Source organism: Polaribacter sp. Hel1_33_78 (assembly GCF_900106075.1).
Classification (GTDB): domain Bacteria; phylum Bacteroidota; class Bacteroidia; order Flavobacteriales; family Flavobacteriaceae; genus Polaribacter.
On record NZ_LT629794.1, the window covers coordinates 2285221 to 2301720 of the forward strand.

Consider the following 16500-nt stretch of genomic DNA (forward strand, 5'->3'; position numbering starts at 1 on the left):
TCAGAATGAGCAAACAATGGATCAAAATGAAATAAAACGCATTGCAAAAGAAACTTACATCGCCTTATTTCCTCTTGTATATAATTATGGTACGATGTACAATCAAGCAATTAATAAGAATGCACCAGAATACATAGGAGGATTTGGAGTCTACAAACACTATGGTTTATCTACTCCAGATAATAAGGACATTCCAACACCAAATAATAATACGCCCTATTCTTGGGCATGGGTTGATTTGCGCTCTGAACCGTGGGTATTGACCATGCCTCCCTCAGATGGTAATCGATATTATGTGTGTCAATGGGACGATATGTGGGGGTACGTAATTGATGCACCAGGCTCAATAATAGATGGACAAGACGGCGGGAATTACCTATTAACTACAAAAGACTTTGACAGACCAATTCCGAAAGGTATTAAGCGTGCGATTAATTCGGAATCTCAGTTTATTGGAACTTTAACTAGAACCGGAGTAAATGGTCAAGATGACATCCCAGCGATGGAGTATATACAAAATGGATATATTCTGCAACCATTGAGTTCATACATTGGATCTGAACCTAAAATAATAACAGAAAATATAAATTGGATTAGCTATGAATCGAGTGACTTAAAGAACATCAATTTCTTTAAGTACGCAAATTTTATGCTAGACTATATCATCCCAAATAAAGCAGATCAAACGATGCTTGAAAATGCAAAAAAAATTGGTATTGAAGCTGGCAGGGAATGGCAACTGGATAAAATGGACAGTTCATTTGCGCGAGCGATTAATACTGGCATAGAAGAAGCTCTTAAAGAAATTGATCAGCAGATAGCTATTACAAATGACGGTAAAAAGCTATTTAACACAAGAGAAATTATAGGTGAAGATTATTTAAATAGAACTGTTGGAGTAATTGTTGGGCAATTTGGGAATTACCCTTCTCAGGCTATGTATCCTAGCTTTAAAACCGACATTAAAGGCGAATTACTTGATGGAAGTAAAAAGAATTATTCAATAACTTTCTCTGCTGATGAATTACCAAAGTCTGACTATTTCTGGTCTTTTACAATGTACGATCTTCCAAATCGATTTTTGGTTGAAAACTCAATAAACAGATACAGCATAGGTAGTCAAACTAAATCATTGAAAAAGGATAAAGACGGTTCGATGACCATTTATTTCCAAACAGACTCTCCTGGTGCAAATAAAGAAGGTAATTGGTTACCTACTCCTGAAGGACCTTTCTACACTGTATTGCGCATTTATGGTCCTGATGACAATGTATTAAATGGATCTTATAAATTGCCAGAAATAATAGAAGTTCAAAATTAAGAGAGATTATTTTGAATCAGATAAAAAAGCATTTGCTAACAAAACCTAAACTGCATTGAAACGCAGTTTAGCCAAACCGTTGCCAACCATTAGATGAAAATTGCGAATGAAAGAATATTTCCTACTTCGATTTAAAATGCTAAACAGGAAAATGATTGATTTCGGACTTCCTCTTTTGATTGGATATACACTTTTACCATTTGTATTTGTTTTATTATCTAATTACTTATTTGAAAAAACAGAATTTGCTAATTATATTTACGGATTACTTGCAGTAAGTTTCGTTTCAAAATTAAGTGAACCAAAAAGAAATGATTTTTTAAAATCTATATTTAATAAATACAATTACAAAAAATTGAGAATATTAGAAAATATTATCTATTGTTTGCCTTTTACTCTTTTTTTAATTTATCAAAAACAATTTCTCTTTTCTGTAATATTAAATTTATGTGTCACTATTATAATGTTGTTCAACTTTAGCACAAATCTAAATGTAACAATTCCAACACCATTCAGTAAAAATCCTTTTGAATTTACTGTTGGCTTTAGAAAGACATTTTATGTTTTTCCAATAGCTTATTTCTTAACTTATATTTCAGTCACAGTTGGAAATTTTAACCTCGGTGTTTTTTCTATGCTATTAATTGGAATTACTTGCTTTTCCTATTATTCAAAAACAGAAAACGAATATTTTGTTTGGAATTACAATTTATCCTCAAAAGAATTTTTATTAGAAAAAATGAAAACGTGCTTAACCTATTTTTCAATTTTAAGTTTACCAATTATAATTACATTAGGGATTTCATTTTTTAATCAAATAGATATTTTAATTGTTTTTATTTTTTTATGTTATGCTTATCTCACGACAATAATTTTTGCTAAATATTCATCTTTCCCAAATGAAATGAATATGTCAAAAGTAATTTTAATTGGATTAAGTTTTATGTTTCCGCCAATACTTTTAATATTTATTCCTCTTTTTTATTCTCAATCTATTAAAAAATTAAATACCATTTTAAATGATTAAAATTAAAAAATTATCAAAGTTTTATGGTAAAAATCAAGTTCTAAATTCAATAGATTTAGAATTTGAAAAAGGAAAAATATATGGCATTGTTGGAGAAAACGGAGCAGGAAAAACAACACTATTTAGATGTATTTCAGGACTTGAAAATTATAAAGGAAATATCTCATCTGACTATACTAAATTAAAAGACCATTTAGGACTTTTATTAACAGAACCGTTCTTTTTCTCTAAAATTACTGGAAAAGAATATATACAACTTCTTGCCAACACAAGACAAATAGAATTATCCAATATTGAGAACAAAAACATATTTGATTTGCCGTTAAATCAGTACGCTTCTACTTATTCCACAGGAATGAAAAAGAAATTGGCTTTAACTGCTATTCTTTTGCAACAAAACGATGTTTTTATTCTGGACGAACCTTTTAATGGCGTTGATATACAAAGTAATTTAATTATAACTGAAATTATAAAAAGGTTTAAAGAATTAGAAAAAACAGTAATTATTTCTTCTCACATATTTTCAACTTTAGCGGATACTTGTGATGAAATTCATTTAATGAAAAACGGAGAAATTATAAAGAAAGTAAAACAAGTAGATTTTAATAATCTCGAAAAGGAAATGAAAGAATTTACAGTCGGAAATAGAATTAACAAACTTGAGTTGAAATAAATAACGGTTTGCAACACCACATATAATTTATTGCTGGCTTCTTACCTACTAGCGAAAGTCCTCTCGGACTTTCTTTGTCCGTTATTATTTACTAAATTAGTTGCTCGAAACACACAACAAACCATATACAAACACGTTAGCCCTAATTAAAAAAAACTGTATGCAAAAATTCAAACAATCAACTTTGACATTTTTATTCATTTTAATATCAATTCCAATCTTAAATGCTCAAGTTAAGGATTGTAGCTGTAAAACAGACTTAGAATTTTTAAATCAGAAAATTGAGCAAACACCTTCATATAAAGTAAATAAGGAGAATTATAAGTTGGAGTATGCTAAGACAAAAAAAAGCATAGAAAATTTAAATTCTGGTTACGATTGTTTTCTTCAATTGAATAAATTAATGTTATCACTAAATGATAGACATTGTAATCTATATGGAATAAACAAAGGATTAGATGAAGAATCAAAAAAAGATACATCTAAATTTGAAGAATTTAAAGTATCAAATCTTTATAATGTTTACCCAAGACCTGAAATAAATTTAGATAGCCTAAAGAAATCGTTAAAGCAGAAAGCTACTGCCTCTATTGAAGGTGTTTACTACAGAAAAGGGTATTTGACGCTAGGAGTATATAAAACGATAAATAGTAATGATTACAGAGCAATTATTTTAGAATCTGAAATGGATGTTTGGGAAGTTGGAGAAGTAATTTACACTTTAGTTCCTTACGGTAACAATTATTTATTAGCTGTTGGTGGAAGTCTGTACAGTAAAAGAATGATATCTTATGGCGAGAGGATTGAAAACGGTGTTTTCCTAACTATGCAATTTCAAAAAGATAATTCAAAAGCTAATAATTCCATTTCATTATATCCAGAATCTACCTATTTAAGAAAGGAAATATCGCCTGAAACTACTTATTTAAAAATAGGTAGTTTCAACTCTTGGAATCCTACACTTTCTGAGGCATATAAATTTTACAAATCTCTAGAAGGAACTTTGACAAAGAACAATCTAATTCTTGACTTACGAGATAATGGTGGTGGTGGAGATAGAAACTCTAAAGGATTGTATAAAATATTGAAAAAATATATTAAAAAAAATAATGTTTACGTTTTGGTTAATCATAGAACCGCAAGTAATGCAGAACAGTTTGTATATAAACTAAATGATTTTGGAAATTGTACAATCCTCGGAAATAGAACAAGTGGAACAGCAACGTACGAAAAAGTAAACTCTAATTACAATCTACCTTGTGAAAATTACATTGTAGTTCTAACATCTAAAAAGCATATTAAGTATCTAAAATTAGAATCTATGGGCCTTGAACCAGATATAAAACTGGCAGTTGAAAATGATTGGATGATACAAGTACAAAACTATATCGAGAGAAATAACTAGGGCTAACAACGTATAAAATTAATTGCTGGTAAAAGCCTATTTACGAAAGTCCTCGCGGACCTTCTATTTGGTTTGTATTTACTAAATTAGTTGCTTAAACCACGCAACAAAATCGTACACAAAACCGTTGTATGCAATTAAAAAAAAACTCAAATGAAAAAAAATATTGTAATTCTATTCATATCTATATTATCAGTTCAAGTTTGTTTATCTCAAACTATTGACACTTTAAAATTAAATAATTATTTCAAATCATTAGATTCAAATAATAAATTTATGGGCAGTTTTGCTTTGATGAAAGATGGAAAATTAATTTATAAAAATCAAATTGGATATTCTGATATTGAAAAACAGAAAAGACAAAATGAAAATACAAAGTATAGGATTGGTTCAATTTCAAAAACTTTTACATCAGTTTTAATTTTTAAAGCAATTGAAGAAGGGAAATTGGATTTAGATAAAACTATAAATAATTATTTCCCAAATGTAAAAAACAGCAACTCAATTACTATTAGTAATTTGTTAAATCACAGAAGTGGAATTCATAACTTCACCAATGATGCGGAATATTTAGAATATAATACAAAACCAAAAAATGAAACTGAAATGCTATCAATAATTTCAAAATTTGATAGTGATTTTGAACCAAATTCAAAATCAGAATATAGTAATTCAAATTATGTGCTTTTATCTTATATACTAGAAAAAACATATAATCGAACATTTTCGGAAATTTTAAAAAATAAAATAGTTAGTCCAATTGAATTAAAGAATACATTTTTTGGAGGTAAAATAAACTTAAAAAACAATGAATCTAATTCTTATTCATACAATGGGAAATGGGAAAAACAAACTGAAACTGATATGTCGATTCCAATAGGTGCTGGAGGAATAGTTTCTACACCGAGCGATTTATTGAAATTTGCGGAAGCTCTCTTCTCCTTCAAGATTATTTCTAAAAATAGCTTGTCTAAAATGGAAAAATTAGAAGATAATTATGGAATGGGTTTATTTAAAATGCCTTTTTATGATAAATATAGTTTTGGACATACTGGCGGTATTGATGGTTTTAGTTCTGTATTTGGATATTTTCCTGAGGAAAAATCTGCTTTTGCCTTAACTTCAAACGGAACTAATTATGATAATAATGAAATATCAATTGCATTATTAAGTGTGTTATTCAATAAACCTTTTGAAAGTCCTTCATTTAAAATTTATGATTTAAAATCAAAAGATTTAGACAAATTTCTAGGCATTTATTCAAGTCCTAGCTTTCCTTTAAAAATAACAATTACAAAATCAGAAAAAATTTTAATTGCTCAAGCGACAGGTCAATCTGCATTTAATTTAGAAGCTATTGAAAAAAATAAATTTGAGTTTAAGCAGGCAGGAATAGTTTTAGAATTTGACACTATTAATAAACAAATGACTTTAAAACAAGGTGGAGGAACATTTAAACTAACGAAAGAATAACTGTGGCCAACAATGTATAAAAAACATAGGGCGTTTCTGCTAAATTAAAAGGTCTGTGTACATTAACAAAGTCTGCTAAATATAAAATTTAGCATTTCTATAGTAGAAAAGATAAAAGCAAAATATTTATATTTAGCTAAGTAATAGATCGAAACGAAGGTGCTTATCAACTGCCCTACGTTTCTTATACAAATACGGCTGGCAATAATTAGAAAAATGACATTGAGAAGTAACATCATATTGATTTTGACTATCGTTCTTTTTGGATGCAGAGAAGATAAAAACACTTCTAAGAATCAGATGGCACAAAAATCTTCTACTAATATTGAAAAAGTTGACACTTCAATTACTGTGCAAGAGATTGCTGAACTGAATACAGAGAGTGAGCCTGTAATTAATGACAACTTATTAGAAATAAAATTTGAAGAATTCTCTATTGAAATAGATAGTCTTGAAGTTTGGGATGAGGAAGAGAAATTAAAAGAACAACAAAAGGACACCGCAAGAATTTATTTAGAATTAGGAGAAACCATTGAAGTACAGAAACTGAAAATTCACAAGATAAAGGAAGGTCAGATAAGAATTTATCAACGATTCGAAAATAGTATAACAGTTATGAATGAAGGACCACATTGTGATTTAACCGAATGGAAACACTACAATTCTAATTGGAAAGAACTGCAAATTGAAAATAGTCAATTTTTAACCGAGAGTTATTCTGAACAAGATTGGGATAAATTCATAGAGGTAGACATGAATGAATTACGAGAAGCTGTGAGAGTAAAATGCGGAGAAGGTTGGGCAGAACATGTAAAAGATGTAAAATCACCTACTGAATATCCTTTTGGAATAAGTACTAGTAGAATTTTCTTTAAGATTGAGTTTATTGAACAAGATTCAGAATATTTAAAAGAACGAATAATTTCAATTGAAATACCAATGGGTTGTTAAATGAAAAATTATTACCAACAATGACTATACGTAATGCGGGTTTTCTGCTAAACGAAAGGTCAGAGCATTTAAGGAAGTCCGCCAATACTTTAATTTGGTGTTTAAAGTGAATAAATTAAAAACAAAATATAAACTCCTGGCTACGTACAAAATTTGAAAACTCCGCTTTTCAAATCCCGCACTGCGCATAGCCGAGATGTTAGCTAACATTTAAAAACGAAATAACATTGAAAAAAAGAAAGTGGAAAAAATATAGCTTCGAGTTTTTATCAATTTTTATTGCATTGATTTCTGCATTTGCCTTGAATAATTGGAATGATAACAGAAAGGATAACATAGCTGAATCGAAAATCTTATTGGAAATATTAAATGGCTTAGAAAACGATAAAGTTGATATAGGCTTAAACATTGAAGGACATCAAATGGGAATAAAATCTTGCGAATTTTGGAGAAAAATTTTTATTAATAAAAGAACTAACCTCGACACCTTACAACAACACTATTTTGTTTTAACAAGAGATTTTATTTCAATTCAGAATGTTTCTGGTTATGAAACATTAAAATCGCGAGGGTTTGAATTAATTAAAAACGACTCTTTAAGAACAAGAATAATATCTTTATATGAGATTGATTACCAAACTCTAAGAAAACTAGAAGAGGAATATAACGAACTACAATTCCAAAAAAATTATTTTAAAGAAATAAATAAAATGATTTCACCATATTTTACATTTGATTCAAAAGGAAATATTAGTGAAATGGAATTTCCTATTAATTTAAGTGAAACTGAAAGAAAAACCCTACTGAGTTACCTTTGGAAAATTCAAACAAACAGGAAATTTATTTTACAATCATATAATCAAACAAAAGATAATATAACTGAATTAGCTACAAAGATTGAGATAGAATTAAAACGTTAGTTAACACCGTACAAAATTAATTGCTTGCTTCTTGCTTACTCACGAAAATCCTCTCGGACTTTCTTTGTCCGTTATTATTTACTAAATTAGTTGCTTAAACCACGCAACTAACCTTATACAACAACGCTAACATTAAGTTGAAAAAATATTATGAAATATAATCTAAAAAAAATTGCATTAGTTGCTGAAATATTTGGAGGAATTGCAATCCTAATTTCCTTAATTTTCGTAGGTATTCAATTCAAAGAAAATACTAAGGCAACAAGATCAGCTACGGCACTAGCAACTGTTTCTGAAATGACTTCGTGGTACAGTAATATAGGTAATAGCGAGCGTGGAAGTTATATATTCTGGAACTTTCTGAGCAATCCCGATTCGCTAAAACCTGAAGAAAGGTTTCAAGCTATAATGAATATTCATGGAGCTATGTTAGCATTTCAAAATAGTTATTATTTAGTTAAAGAAGGAACACTTGACCAGGAGATTCAACAATCACTTTTGGAAATTATCAATGGAATTAAAACGACTCCTGGATTTCTTGTGTTTTGGAAAGCAAGAAAATCTATATTCCTTAAGGAATTTCAAGAATATGTTGAGGAAATAATAGCATCTAAAAAAGTCACTTCGGAAGGTGTTTATGAAATAGTTGAAAAAAAATAACCTAATGCCAACAACATGTATAATTAATTGCTAGGTCACTGCCGACTTACGAAAATTCCGCTGGAATTTTCTATCTGTGATTTGTTTGCTAACTTTAAGGCTTAACCACGCAACTAACCAAATACAACAACGTTGTGTGTAATTATAAAATTATGATGGATAAGATTATTAAATACCAAAATGATTCTGAAAAAAACTTTGAACAGAAGAAAAATATAAAAACAATTATAAATTATATTATCGCTTTCATTCTCTTCTTGTTATCAACAATTATTTCAGCATTTACATTTCCATTAAGGTTTGTATATAAAAAAACAATTCGAAGAAATTCTGATTCAAAAATCATACACCTTAATGCTAGAAATATAGATTCAGTTTTGAAAAAAGAAAAATTAGTTTTAATAGACTTTTGGGCTGAATGGTGTGGGCCATGCTTAATGATGAATTCTACAATGGAAAAATTTGCGACTGAATCAAATGGTATAAGAATTACTAAGGTTAACGCTGATTTAAATGGGAAATTAATAAATAAATTCAAAATAAAGGGCTTACCACAATTTATTCTAATGAAAAATGGGGAAGAAATAAAAAGGCATGCAGGAGCAATGACAATTTTTGAATTGACTAAATTTTGTGATGAAAGCAAATAAAAAACTACATATAACGCAGTATATAAAACATAGCTAATAAGAGCTATATCGGAAGGTTTACACGTATTTGAGTAGACCTCCAAATTTTTAAATTTGGCTTATAGAATTCAAAAAATAGAAACAAAACATAAAAATTTGGCCCGTGTATAACCCGAAAGCTTCGTGCTTCTAAATCGCCTACTTTTCATATACTAAACGTTGTATGCCATTTGAGAGCAACCTTATTGGAAATTAAGCAACATAGAATTATAATTATCTTGAACTGTTTGAATAATTAAAGTCTTATCCGAATTCAAGCCTTCGATATCATCTATTTCATTAAATTCTCGCATATTGGAATTTCCCCACAAACTGAATTCAATAATTATTGGAGTTAAACGAATCCCTTTTTCCGTTAGCAAATAAATATTTTCTTTTTTGTTATCTGGCACTTTCGTTTTGAAAATCAGTTTATACGATTCTAACAATTTTAATCGTGCAGATAAAATACTTGGTGCAATCTTTTCATCTGAATCAGAAATTTCCTTGAAAGTCTTTTTGTGCTTAACAAGCATATCTCTAATGATTAACAAAGACCATTTATCACCTATTACATCTAATGCAGATGAAATTGGACAGCCAGAGCGAAATTCTTTTTTCATTTTTTACAAACTATTACTATTAATTCGATAGTAATTATTATTTTTGCTTTCAATTCCATAGCAAAAATACAAAAATTAAATAGAAATTATGTTAGCAGGACATTTTACCACGGCATTAATAGCAAAACAAAAATTCCCAAAAGGAACGTTACTTTATTTTTTAATTATATCCCAATTACAAGATTTTTTATGGTTTACCTTTCACTATTTAGGGCTTGAACTAACCAATCCTAGTGATGCCTTTGATGCTACTTTAAGTAATATGGCAGTAGATATGTTATACAGTCACGATTTGTTACCACAATTATTTTGGTTGGCGATTGTTTTCTTACTTGGAAAATTTCTATTCAAAAGCACCAAAATTGGCTTAATAAGTGTCGCTTTGGTGTCAATCCATTTTGTTTTAGATTTCTTTTCAGGTCATATGCATCATATTTTTGGGGCAAATACCATGGAAGCTGGTCTTGGATTGTATGCATCTAATCCTTATTTAGCCATTTTAATAGAAGCTTTATTTAGTTTTGGTGCTATGTGGTATTTCTTTAGAGAAGAAGCAAAAAAAGGAATTATTAGAACTACAAAAAATAGAATTGCAATTATTTCTGTTTTCGCTTATGGAATTATTTTTATGCTACTAATTGCTACAAAATCTTTTAGAGAGTTATTTGGTATTCCAGAATTTGATTTAGGATTTAATACCAATATGCCTACGCTCATTTTTACATACGGAGCAATGCTTTATTGCTTGAATTATTGTACGCCGAAGTTTACGCTTGACAAAAAACAATAAGGGAATGATTGAAGGAACATTAAATTTTATTAAGGAATTGAAAATTAGGAACGAATCCTTGTTTTATTTTGGTTTGTTCTGCTTATCTCTTTCAATAATATTTATCTTTTTAACCAAACTTACAACTACCCAAGTTCATGGAGTAAACGCTTGGTTTAAGCCGTTAAAATTTGCTATTTCAATAGGTTTATTTGCTTGGACAATGGCTTGGTATTGTCATTATTTGTCAAATTTTAATGTAACACCTTTCAATTGGACAGTAATCATTTTATTTGGTTTTGAACTTACTTATATTGCTTTTCAAGCCTCTAAAGGACAATTATCACACTTCAACTTTGACACACCACTTTATTCTATATTATATTCGTTAATGGGTTTGGCGGCCGTAATCGTTACACTCTATTCGGCTTATATTGGCTTCCTCTTTTTTACACAGTCCTTTCCAAATTTACCAAGTCATTTTATTTGGGCAATTCGTTTAGGAATCTTGATTTTTGTTATTTTTTCATTTGAAGGCGCTTTAATGAGCTCTCAGATGAGTCATAGCGTTGGTGCAATAAATGATAACTCAAATTGGTGGATTATAGGTTGGAGCAAAACTGTAGGTGATTTAAGAGTTTCGCACTTTATTGGAATGCACGCTTTACAGCTACTTCCATTGCTTTCTTTTTATCTCTTTAAAAATACAAAAGCCACTATCATTATTTCATTGCTTTACGCAGTTCTTGCTACCACAACATTAGTTCAAGCTTTAAATGGAAAACCAATTTTTACGCAAAACAAACAAAAGGAATCGAAATAAAAACAGCATGCAACAATGTATATAAAACATAGCTAATAAGAACTAAATCGAAAGGTTTACAACTATTTTAGTAGACCTCCAAATTTTTAAATTTGGCTTATAGAATTGAAAAATAGAAACAAAATATAAAAATTCGGCCCGTGTATAATCTGAATACAAGTACTTTTTTACACGCTTCGTTTCATATACGGAGACGTTGCACACCATTTTGACAGTCCTAATCCTGAATAAGTAATGTTAAACGAGAATAATTATTCAAAACACTTAAAATTAAATAAATTTATCTAATGATTATGAAAAATTCAATAAGCCTTTTAAAAAAAAATATCCAATTTACTTTAGCTATATTGTTACTCTTTTTTAGCTGTTCAGATGATTCGTCAAATGATACAAATACCATAGTTTCTGATACAAATACCATAGTTTCGTTAAAATCTGAATTCGCTTCAAACCTGAACAAAATCATAGAAGGTAAGCAAATAAGTTTTACAGAAAAATCTGAAGGCGAGCCAACGAGTTGGAGTTGGACTTTTGAAGGAGGTACCCCAGCAACATCTAATGAAAAAAATCCTGTAATATCGTATAGTGAACAGGGTACTTTTAAAGTATCTCTTGCTGTCTCTAAAGACGATGCTAGTGAAACTATAGAAAAAGAAAATTTGATCGATGTATTAGCTTTATTTGACGAAAATGAAGTGCCAGAAACGCAATTGTGTAAACTTGATAAAATATTTACAAATGATTATGTAGATATAGGCTTCCCTAATAATGGGCCATCATCATCACTAGGACAAGTTAATATTCAAGTATTATTTGTAGACTTCCCTGACGCTGTCGCTTCTCAAACAACAACTTCTATTTTTAATTTATTAGAAAATATTAATACTGAATTCTACGAAGAGATGTCCTACGGTAAAATGGAAATAAACCTACTGCCATACCGTTCTTGGTTAAGACTTAGTTCGGTTTCGTCACAATATGCTGAAAGTCTAAATTCTTCTTCTGGACATCTTTCATTTATTCAAGAAGCGGTTGATTTGGCAGATGACCAAGTTGATTTTAGCGATACAGATATTGTGTTAGTAATGTCCAATCCTGATGCTTCCGAAATTGAATATGGCCCAACTTTTGGATCCCTAAATGATAGTTTCGCTATAAATGCAGATGGAAATAGTATTCTAACTGGAATTACTTCTGGATTCGATTTTAATTATTGGGGAGGTATTTGGCTTGCACATGAAATGGGACACTCTTTAGGGCTACTTGACTTATACCCTTACAGTAACTCTAATAATCACAGATACGTTGGTGGTTTTGGAGTTATGGGAATACAATCAGGAAAAGCACCAGGCTTTTTTGCATATGAAAGATGGTTACTAGGCTGGATTGATGATTCACAAATTTATTGCCATTCAGAGGGATCGATAACTATAGAAATACAAGAGTTAGCTACTGAAGGAGGAATAAAGGCATTATCAGTGCCTCTAAACTCAAACAGAGCTATTTTAATCGAGAGTAGAAAAAAGAAGGGTTTCGACTCTTCTATGCGAAAAGAAGGAGCGCTAGTTTATGTTATTGATACTTCTGTACCAAGAGGTCAAGGTCCTTTAAGGATTTTACAAAATTCTAATACTGGCAGCATGAAAGAAAATGCACCTATGATAGCTGGAGATATTTACACTTACCAAGGAGTCACAATAGAAGTTATAGAATCTAAATCATCTAGTGACATAATCCAAGTTACAATACAATAATAACGGATATTTACTCTAGAAAAATAGTTGGTTATGATGTTAGTGATAGATTAAAACTTAAAGGAAGTGTTAGAGCACTTAATAAAGCGATTTACCAAGCTAAAAATATTAATGGGCTAACACATCATTCAGACATAGGAATAAAGTATTGTAGCAATGTTTGCACACAAATACTTAAAAGAAAAAAGATAGATATTAGTATAGCGGAAGAAAATCATTGTTACGAAAACGCAATGGCAGAAGGTGTAAATGGCATCTTAAAAGATAAATTTTATCTCGATCAAACTTTTGATAGCGTGGATAACGCTAAAAGAACTGCAAAAAAAGCAATTAATTTATACAACGAAATAAGATTACACTTATATTTAGCCTTTAAAACACCTAATATGGTATATAAATTATCAGCCTAAATTCAATTTTAAACTGTAGCCATATTTCAGGACTAGACATTACTGAAAACTAGACTAATTTTTAAAAAAACTAAAAACTAACCATTTAGAGAGAATTAAAATGAGATTACTAAAAAATATATTTTTTGTATTCATATTTGTTATTGTTGGTTTATATCTTGGAGGCAAGCACGGTATTTACTTAACAGAAAACAATATCGTAGATTTGGGCGCAACGGCAGGAAATCTCTTGTATCCTCTTTTCTGGTTAATAATGGCTGTAGTTGGTGGTATACTATCTGGTCTCACTGGTCTCATAATAGTTATTATTCTTTCAAGATTCCACAAACCAAACAAGGATAAAAGACTCAATAATAATTACAAAAAGGGTGCAGAATTTAAACCATGGGGAATGGAACAGAATCAATTCTGTATGCTACTGCACCTATCGCAATTCGCAAGTCTCTTAATTCCACTAGCTGGTATTGTATTGCCTATTGCAATGTGGGCTTCAAATAAAGGCCAAAGTGAATTAGTTGACAAACAGGGTAAGAATATCTTGAATTGGTTAATTAGTTGCTTGATATACTTAGTAATTAGCTCAATTCTTTCATTTATTCTAATTGGAATACCCTTGCTAATTATTTTAGGAATTTGCTCTTTAATATTTACAATTACTGGAGCCATAAAAGCAAATGACGGCAGTGTTTATACATACCCGTTAACAATGACTTTTATTAGATAGGTTCTGTTTATCAGAAAAACTATATACCTAAAGAAATAAAAAGTAGTGAAACTTATTTGTTGAAATACAGAAAGAATCATTAAAATTTTGTGTATCAATTGAATCAAAAAGTCTCATGAATAACACATACACCCAACAAAGTATAAAATTTATAACATATTTAAAGAAAAATTGTAAAACCAAAACAACCAACTAACATTTGTACTAGGCTGAAAAACCTCCGGGTTTTAAGCCGCACAAATCTTATACAAAACAGGTTATATTTAAGCAACAAATGAAAATAAAATTAATTCTCACCATTTTCTTATCGCTTATTACCATTTTAGGAAAAGCACAATCTAGATATAACATAATCTATGAAAAACAATTAGGACAAAATTTTGCCGGAGAAAATATTAATGCAGGTTTTCATTTACTCGATTATGCAGACTCATTGTTCATGCCGAAAAAAATTATTAAAACTGAAAATAATTTCGCTAAAGTTATCAACCCTCTTTTTCGTTTTAGCAAACTATTTTTTACCAATTATCTAATAACTGATTTTGCGATGACGATGAATCATGAAAGATTTGGTCATGGATACAGAATGCTCGAGGCAGGCGGTTCAATTGATGAAATTGTGTACAATATGCCACCACCTTTCACCAATAAATTCTCTTTTATACGTTTGAAATATCCGTCTAATTTTACAAATCAGCAGGGTTTAATGATAAATTTAGGTGGTTCTGAAACTAATCTTATCCTTTCAGATATAATGAGAAAAAATATTTTATTGGATGAGAAGTTCAATTATAATTTTGGCCTTGCCTATCTTTATGGAAGCAATGATATGCCGGGCTACACAGCCTTTGTTACCAATCCAGGTGCTGACCCTATACAATATAGGCAAAACATAAATCAGCTATATGGTGGTGAACCACTTACCCGTGAAAAGATGCGTGCCTATTCGTTCATTGCACTATTGACCGATCCTATGAATTTTTATGCCCTGAAATCTGTCTTTTATGATTATATCATCAAAGGAAGACATAGCTCTAAAGTAGGTATGATAAAACTAAGCAAAAGACTTAAATATTTGCCTAGGTTTAGATTTGAATACACACCATATGGGCCTGAATTGGTTTATCAGAATTACCTTAAGTTAGATTCTAAATTAATGCTGTTTAGTTTTAGTCATTCAGACGCTGCGTTGCCTAATTCATGGCGATTCACTGCTAATATTTGGAATTTAAAATCGTCCGATTATCTTTCATTTAACCTATCAGGACAAATCTGGAACCAACCTAATATTGAGTTTTATCAGAATGATAAACTTATAGCATCTGAGGGCTTTGGAGGTCAATTTATATCTACTGTTAATTATGATATTAGCAAAGACAAAAACCTCTATGGATTTACATTTCAAGCGGGCTATAAATCAACAGGATACGCTATTGGAGAACAATTAAATAAGGGATGGATAATGAGAGGAGGTTTAACTTTTAAATTAGGAAATTAAAGCCTGTAGATAACAATATGTATAGTGCATAGCACCCCCCGGGATGTAAGGGTAACATACACTAAACCTCCTCTGTAATTTTGACGCAACTTTGGATCTACAAGAAAAGACATTCAATTATGAATACAAAACTTATTTTATTTCTAACATTAATTTTTCTACTTTTTAGTTGTAATACAGACGATGAAAACGCTGTTACTTATCCAGAAACTGTAGAGTTAGCTTATGATTTTCAAAATGACAATCAATCTTGGGAAGGTGACTTCGCGAATTATCCTTTGGGTGAAGAGATTTTTTATGAATTAAGCTACGAACTCTCCAATTCACCAACACCTTTAAACACAAACTCAGGAGCACTAAAACAATCAGGAAATAATCATTCTGACGATTTATTTATGTTTTTTAGAAGACAAATAAATGGACTTAAGCCGAATACCGATTATAGAGTTCCTTATGAAATTGAGTTTGCCAGTGATGTTGCAGGTGGACAAGTTGGGGTTGGAGGAAGTCCAGGAGAAAGTGTTACAATTAAAGCAGGTGCTGTAATAACAAAACCCGAAAAAGTCAATCAATCAGGATTTTATCAAATGAATATGGACAAAAACAATAAAGCAAATAGTGGTTTTGAAACCTATCTAATTTCAGATGCAACTGCTACATTTGACCGAATTGGAATTAACGGAGAAAAGTATAATTCTGAAACTATACATTTGACAACACTTGATAATTTAAATGAGGAATTTACAACTGTTTGGAATTCTGAAAAATTAATGAGTGAAATATAAATAACGACATACAACA

At 30.1% G+C, this 16500-nt stretch carries 17 protein-coding genes; 16 read left to right on the forward strand and 1 reads right to left on the reverse strand.

The genetic code is table 11. The annotated features are described in order from the left end of the window. Positions 1–16: 16 nt before the first annotated feature. The 9 genes from BLT88_RS09860 to BLT88_RS09900 all read left to right on the forward strand — a co-directional run bounded on the left by BLT88_RS09860 (position 17) and on the right by BLT88_RS09900 (position 9080). Entirely contained in the window at positions 17–1321 is a 1305-nt protein-coding gene (locus BLT88_RS09860) for a DUF1254 domain-containing protein (RefSeq protein ID WP_172824301.1), read from the forward strand. Positions 1322–1472: 151 nt separating this feature from the next. Continuing rightward, on the forward strand, positions 1473–2348 hold the full coding sequence (locus BLT88_RS09865; protein ID WP_091954513.1) for an ABC transporter permease: 876 nt from the start codon (positions 1473–1475) through the stop codon (positions 2346–2348). Then, entirely contained in the window at positions 2341–3021 is a 681-nt protein-coding gene (locus BLT88_RS09870; protein WP_091954514.1) for an ATP-binding cassette domain-containing protein, read from the forward strand. The genes BLT88_RS09865 and BLT88_RS09870 overlap by 8 nt, the downstream gene beginning before the upstream one ends. A gap of 160 nt (positions 3022–3181) precedes the next feature. Beyond that, positions 3182–4426 carry a S41 family peptidase gene (locus BLT88_RS09875; protein ID WP_157691193.1) on the forward strand — a complete coding sequence of 415 codons (1245 nt, stop codon included), beginning with the start codon at positions 3182–3184 and terminating at the stop codon, positions 4424–4426. A gap of 153 nt (positions 4427–4579) precedes the next feature. Then, entirely contained in the window at positions 4580–5899 is a 1320-nt protein-coding gene (locus tag BLT88_RS09880) for a serine hydrolase (RefSeq protein ID WP_091954517.1), read from the forward strand. Between the two features lie 216 nt (positions 5900–6115). Then, a complete protein-coding gene (locus BLT88_RS09885) occupies positions 6116–6850 on the forward strand; it encodes a hypothetical protein (RefSeq protein ID WP_157691195.1) in 735 nt (244 codons plus the stop codon). A gap of 227 nt (positions 6851–7077) precedes the next feature. Next, on the forward strand, positions 7078–7770 hold the full coding sequence (locus tag BLT88_RS09890) for a hypothetical protein (RefSeq protein ID WP_091954520.1): 693 nt from the start codon (positions 7078–7080) through the stop codon (positions 7768–7770). Between the two features lie 150 nt (positions 7771–7920). Next, on the forward strand, positions 7921–8430 hold the full coding sequence (locus BLT88_RS09895) for a hypothetical protein (RefSeq protein ID WP_091954522.1): 510 nt from the start codon (positions 7921–7923) through the stop codon (positions 8428–8430). 152 nt (positions 8431–8582) lie between these two features. Further along, the gene (locus tag BLT88_RS09900) at positions 8583–9080 is read left to right on the forward strand and encodes a co-chaperone YbbN (protein ID WP_091954524.1); all 498 of its coding nucleotides are present in this window, start codon (positions 8583–8585) and stop codon (positions 9078–9080) included. A 221-nt stretch (positions 9081–9301) separates the two neighbouring features. Here BLT88_RS09900 and BLT88_RS09905 read toward each other — a convergent pair whose 3' ends face one another. After that, positions 9302–9721 carry a helix-turn-helix domain-containing protein gene (locus BLT88_RS09905; RefSeq protein WP_091954525.1) on the reverse strand — a complete coding sequence of 140 codons (420 nt, stop codon included), beginning with the start codon at positions 9719–9721 and terminating at the stop codon, positions 9302–9304. Between the two features lie 88 nt (positions 9722–9809). On the opposite strand from BLT88_RS09905, the gene BLT88_RS09910 reads away from it, so the two are divergent. The 7 genes from BLT88_RS09910 to BLT88_RS14400 all read left to right on the forward strand — a co-directional run bounded on the left by BLT88_RS09910 (position 9810) and on the right by BLT88_RS14400 (position 16484). Then, positions 9810–10511: a hypothetical protein gene (locus tag BLT88_RS09910; protein WP_091954527.1), complete on the forward strand. Its 702-nt coding sequence runs from the start codon at positions 9810–9812 to the stop codon at positions 10509–10511. 4 nt (positions 10512–10515) lie between these two features. Then, positions 10516–11313 carry a hypothetical protein gene (locus tag BLT88_RS09915; RefSeq protein ID WP_091955756.1) on the forward strand — a complete coding sequence of 266 codons (798 nt, stop codon included), beginning with the start codon at positions 10516–10518 and terminating at the stop codon, positions 11311–11313. 293 nt (positions 11314–11606) lie between these two features. Further along, the gene (locus BLT88_RS09920; protein WP_157691197.1) at positions 11607–13067 is read left to right on the forward strand and encodes a PKD domain-containing protein; all 1461 of its coding nucleotides are present in this window, start codon (positions 11607–11609) and stop codon (positions 13065–13067) included. Between the two features lie 23 nt (positions 13068–13090). Then, positions 13091–13477, forward strand: coding sequence for a transposase (locus BLT88_RS14530; protein ID WP_368086557.1), 387 nt, complete (start codon positions 13091–13093; stop codon positions 13475–13477). A 100-nt stretch (positions 13478–13577) separates the two neighbouring features. Further along, on the forward strand, positions 13578–14201 hold the full coding sequence (locus tag BLT88_RS09930) for a DUF4870 domain-containing protein (RefSeq protein ID WP_231959972.1): 624 nt from the start codon (positions 13578–13580) through the stop codon (positions 14199–14201). Positions 14202–14475: 274 nt separating this feature from the next. Then, positions 14476–15699, forward strand: a complete 1224-nt coding sequence (locus BLT88_RS09935; RefSeq protein ID WP_091954532.1) for a hypothetical protein — start codon at positions 14476–14478, stop codon at positions 15697–15699. A 119-nt stretch (positions 15700–15818) separates the two neighbouring features. Beyond that, positions 15819–16484: a hypothetical protein gene (locus BLT88_RS14400; RefSeq protein ID WP_231959973.1), complete on the forward strand. Its 666-nt coding sequence runs from the start codon at positions 15819–15821 to the stop codon at positions 16482–16484. Positions 16485–16500: the final 16 nt, after the last annotated feature.

Coding starts and splice junctions, on each gene's coding strand:
- BLT88_RS09860 (WP_172824301.1), top strand. CDS start 17: ATGGATCAAAATGAAATAAAACGCATTGCAAAAGAAACTTACATCGCC.
- BLT88_RS09920 (WP_157691197.1), top strand. CDS start 11,607: ATGAAAAATTCAATAAGCCTTTTAAAAAAAAATATCCAATTTACTTTA.
- BLT88_RS09915 (WP_091955756.1), top strand. CDS start 10,516: ATGATTGAAGGAACATTAAATTTTATTAAGGAATTGAAAATTAGGAAC.
- BLT88_RS09910 (WP_091954527.1), top strand. CDS start 9,810: ATGTTAGCAGGACATTTTACCACGGCATTAATAGCAAAACAAAAATTC.
- BLT88_RS09935 (WP_091954532.1), top strand. CDS start 14,476: ATGAAAATAAAATTAATTCTCACCATTTTCTTATCGCTTATTACCATT.
- BLT88_RS09875 (WP_157691193.1), top strand. CDS start 3,182: ATGCAAAAATTCAAACAATCAACTTTGACATTTTTATTCATTTTAATA.
- BLT88_RS09880 (WP_091954517.1), top strand. CDS start 4,580: ATGAAAAAAAATATTGTAATTCTATTCATATCTATATTATCAGTTCAA.
- BLT88_RS09865 (WP_091954513.1), top strand. CDS start 1,473: ATGATTGATTTCGGACTTCCTCTTTTGATTGGATATACACTTTTACCA.
- BLT88_RS09930 (WP_231959972.1), top strand. CDS start 13,578: ATGAGATTACTAAAAAATATATTTTTTGTATTCATATTTGTTATTGTT.
- BLT88_RS09900 (WP_091954524.1), top strand. CDS start 8,583: ATGATGGATAAGATTATTAAATACCAAAATGATTCTGAAAAAAACTTT.
- BLT88_RS09885 (WP_157691195.1), top strand. CDS start 6,116: ATGACATTGAGAAGTAACATCATATTGATTTTGACTATCGTTCTTTTT.
- BLT88_RS09870 (WP_091954514.1), top strand. CDS start 2,341: ATGATTAAAATTAAAAAATTATCAAAGTTTTATGGTAAAAATCAAGTT.
- BLT88_RS09905 (WP_091954525.1), bottom strand. CDS start 9,721: ATGAAAAAAGAATTTCGCTCTGGCTGTCCAATTTCATCTGCATTAGAT.
- BLT88_RS14400 (WP_231959973.1), top strand. CDS start 15,819: ATGAATACAAAACTTATTTTATTTCTAACATTAATTTTTCTACTTTTT.
- BLT88_RS09895 (WP_091954522.1), top strand. CDS start 7,921: ATGAAATATAATCTAAAAAAAATTGCATTAGTTGCTGAAATATTTGGA.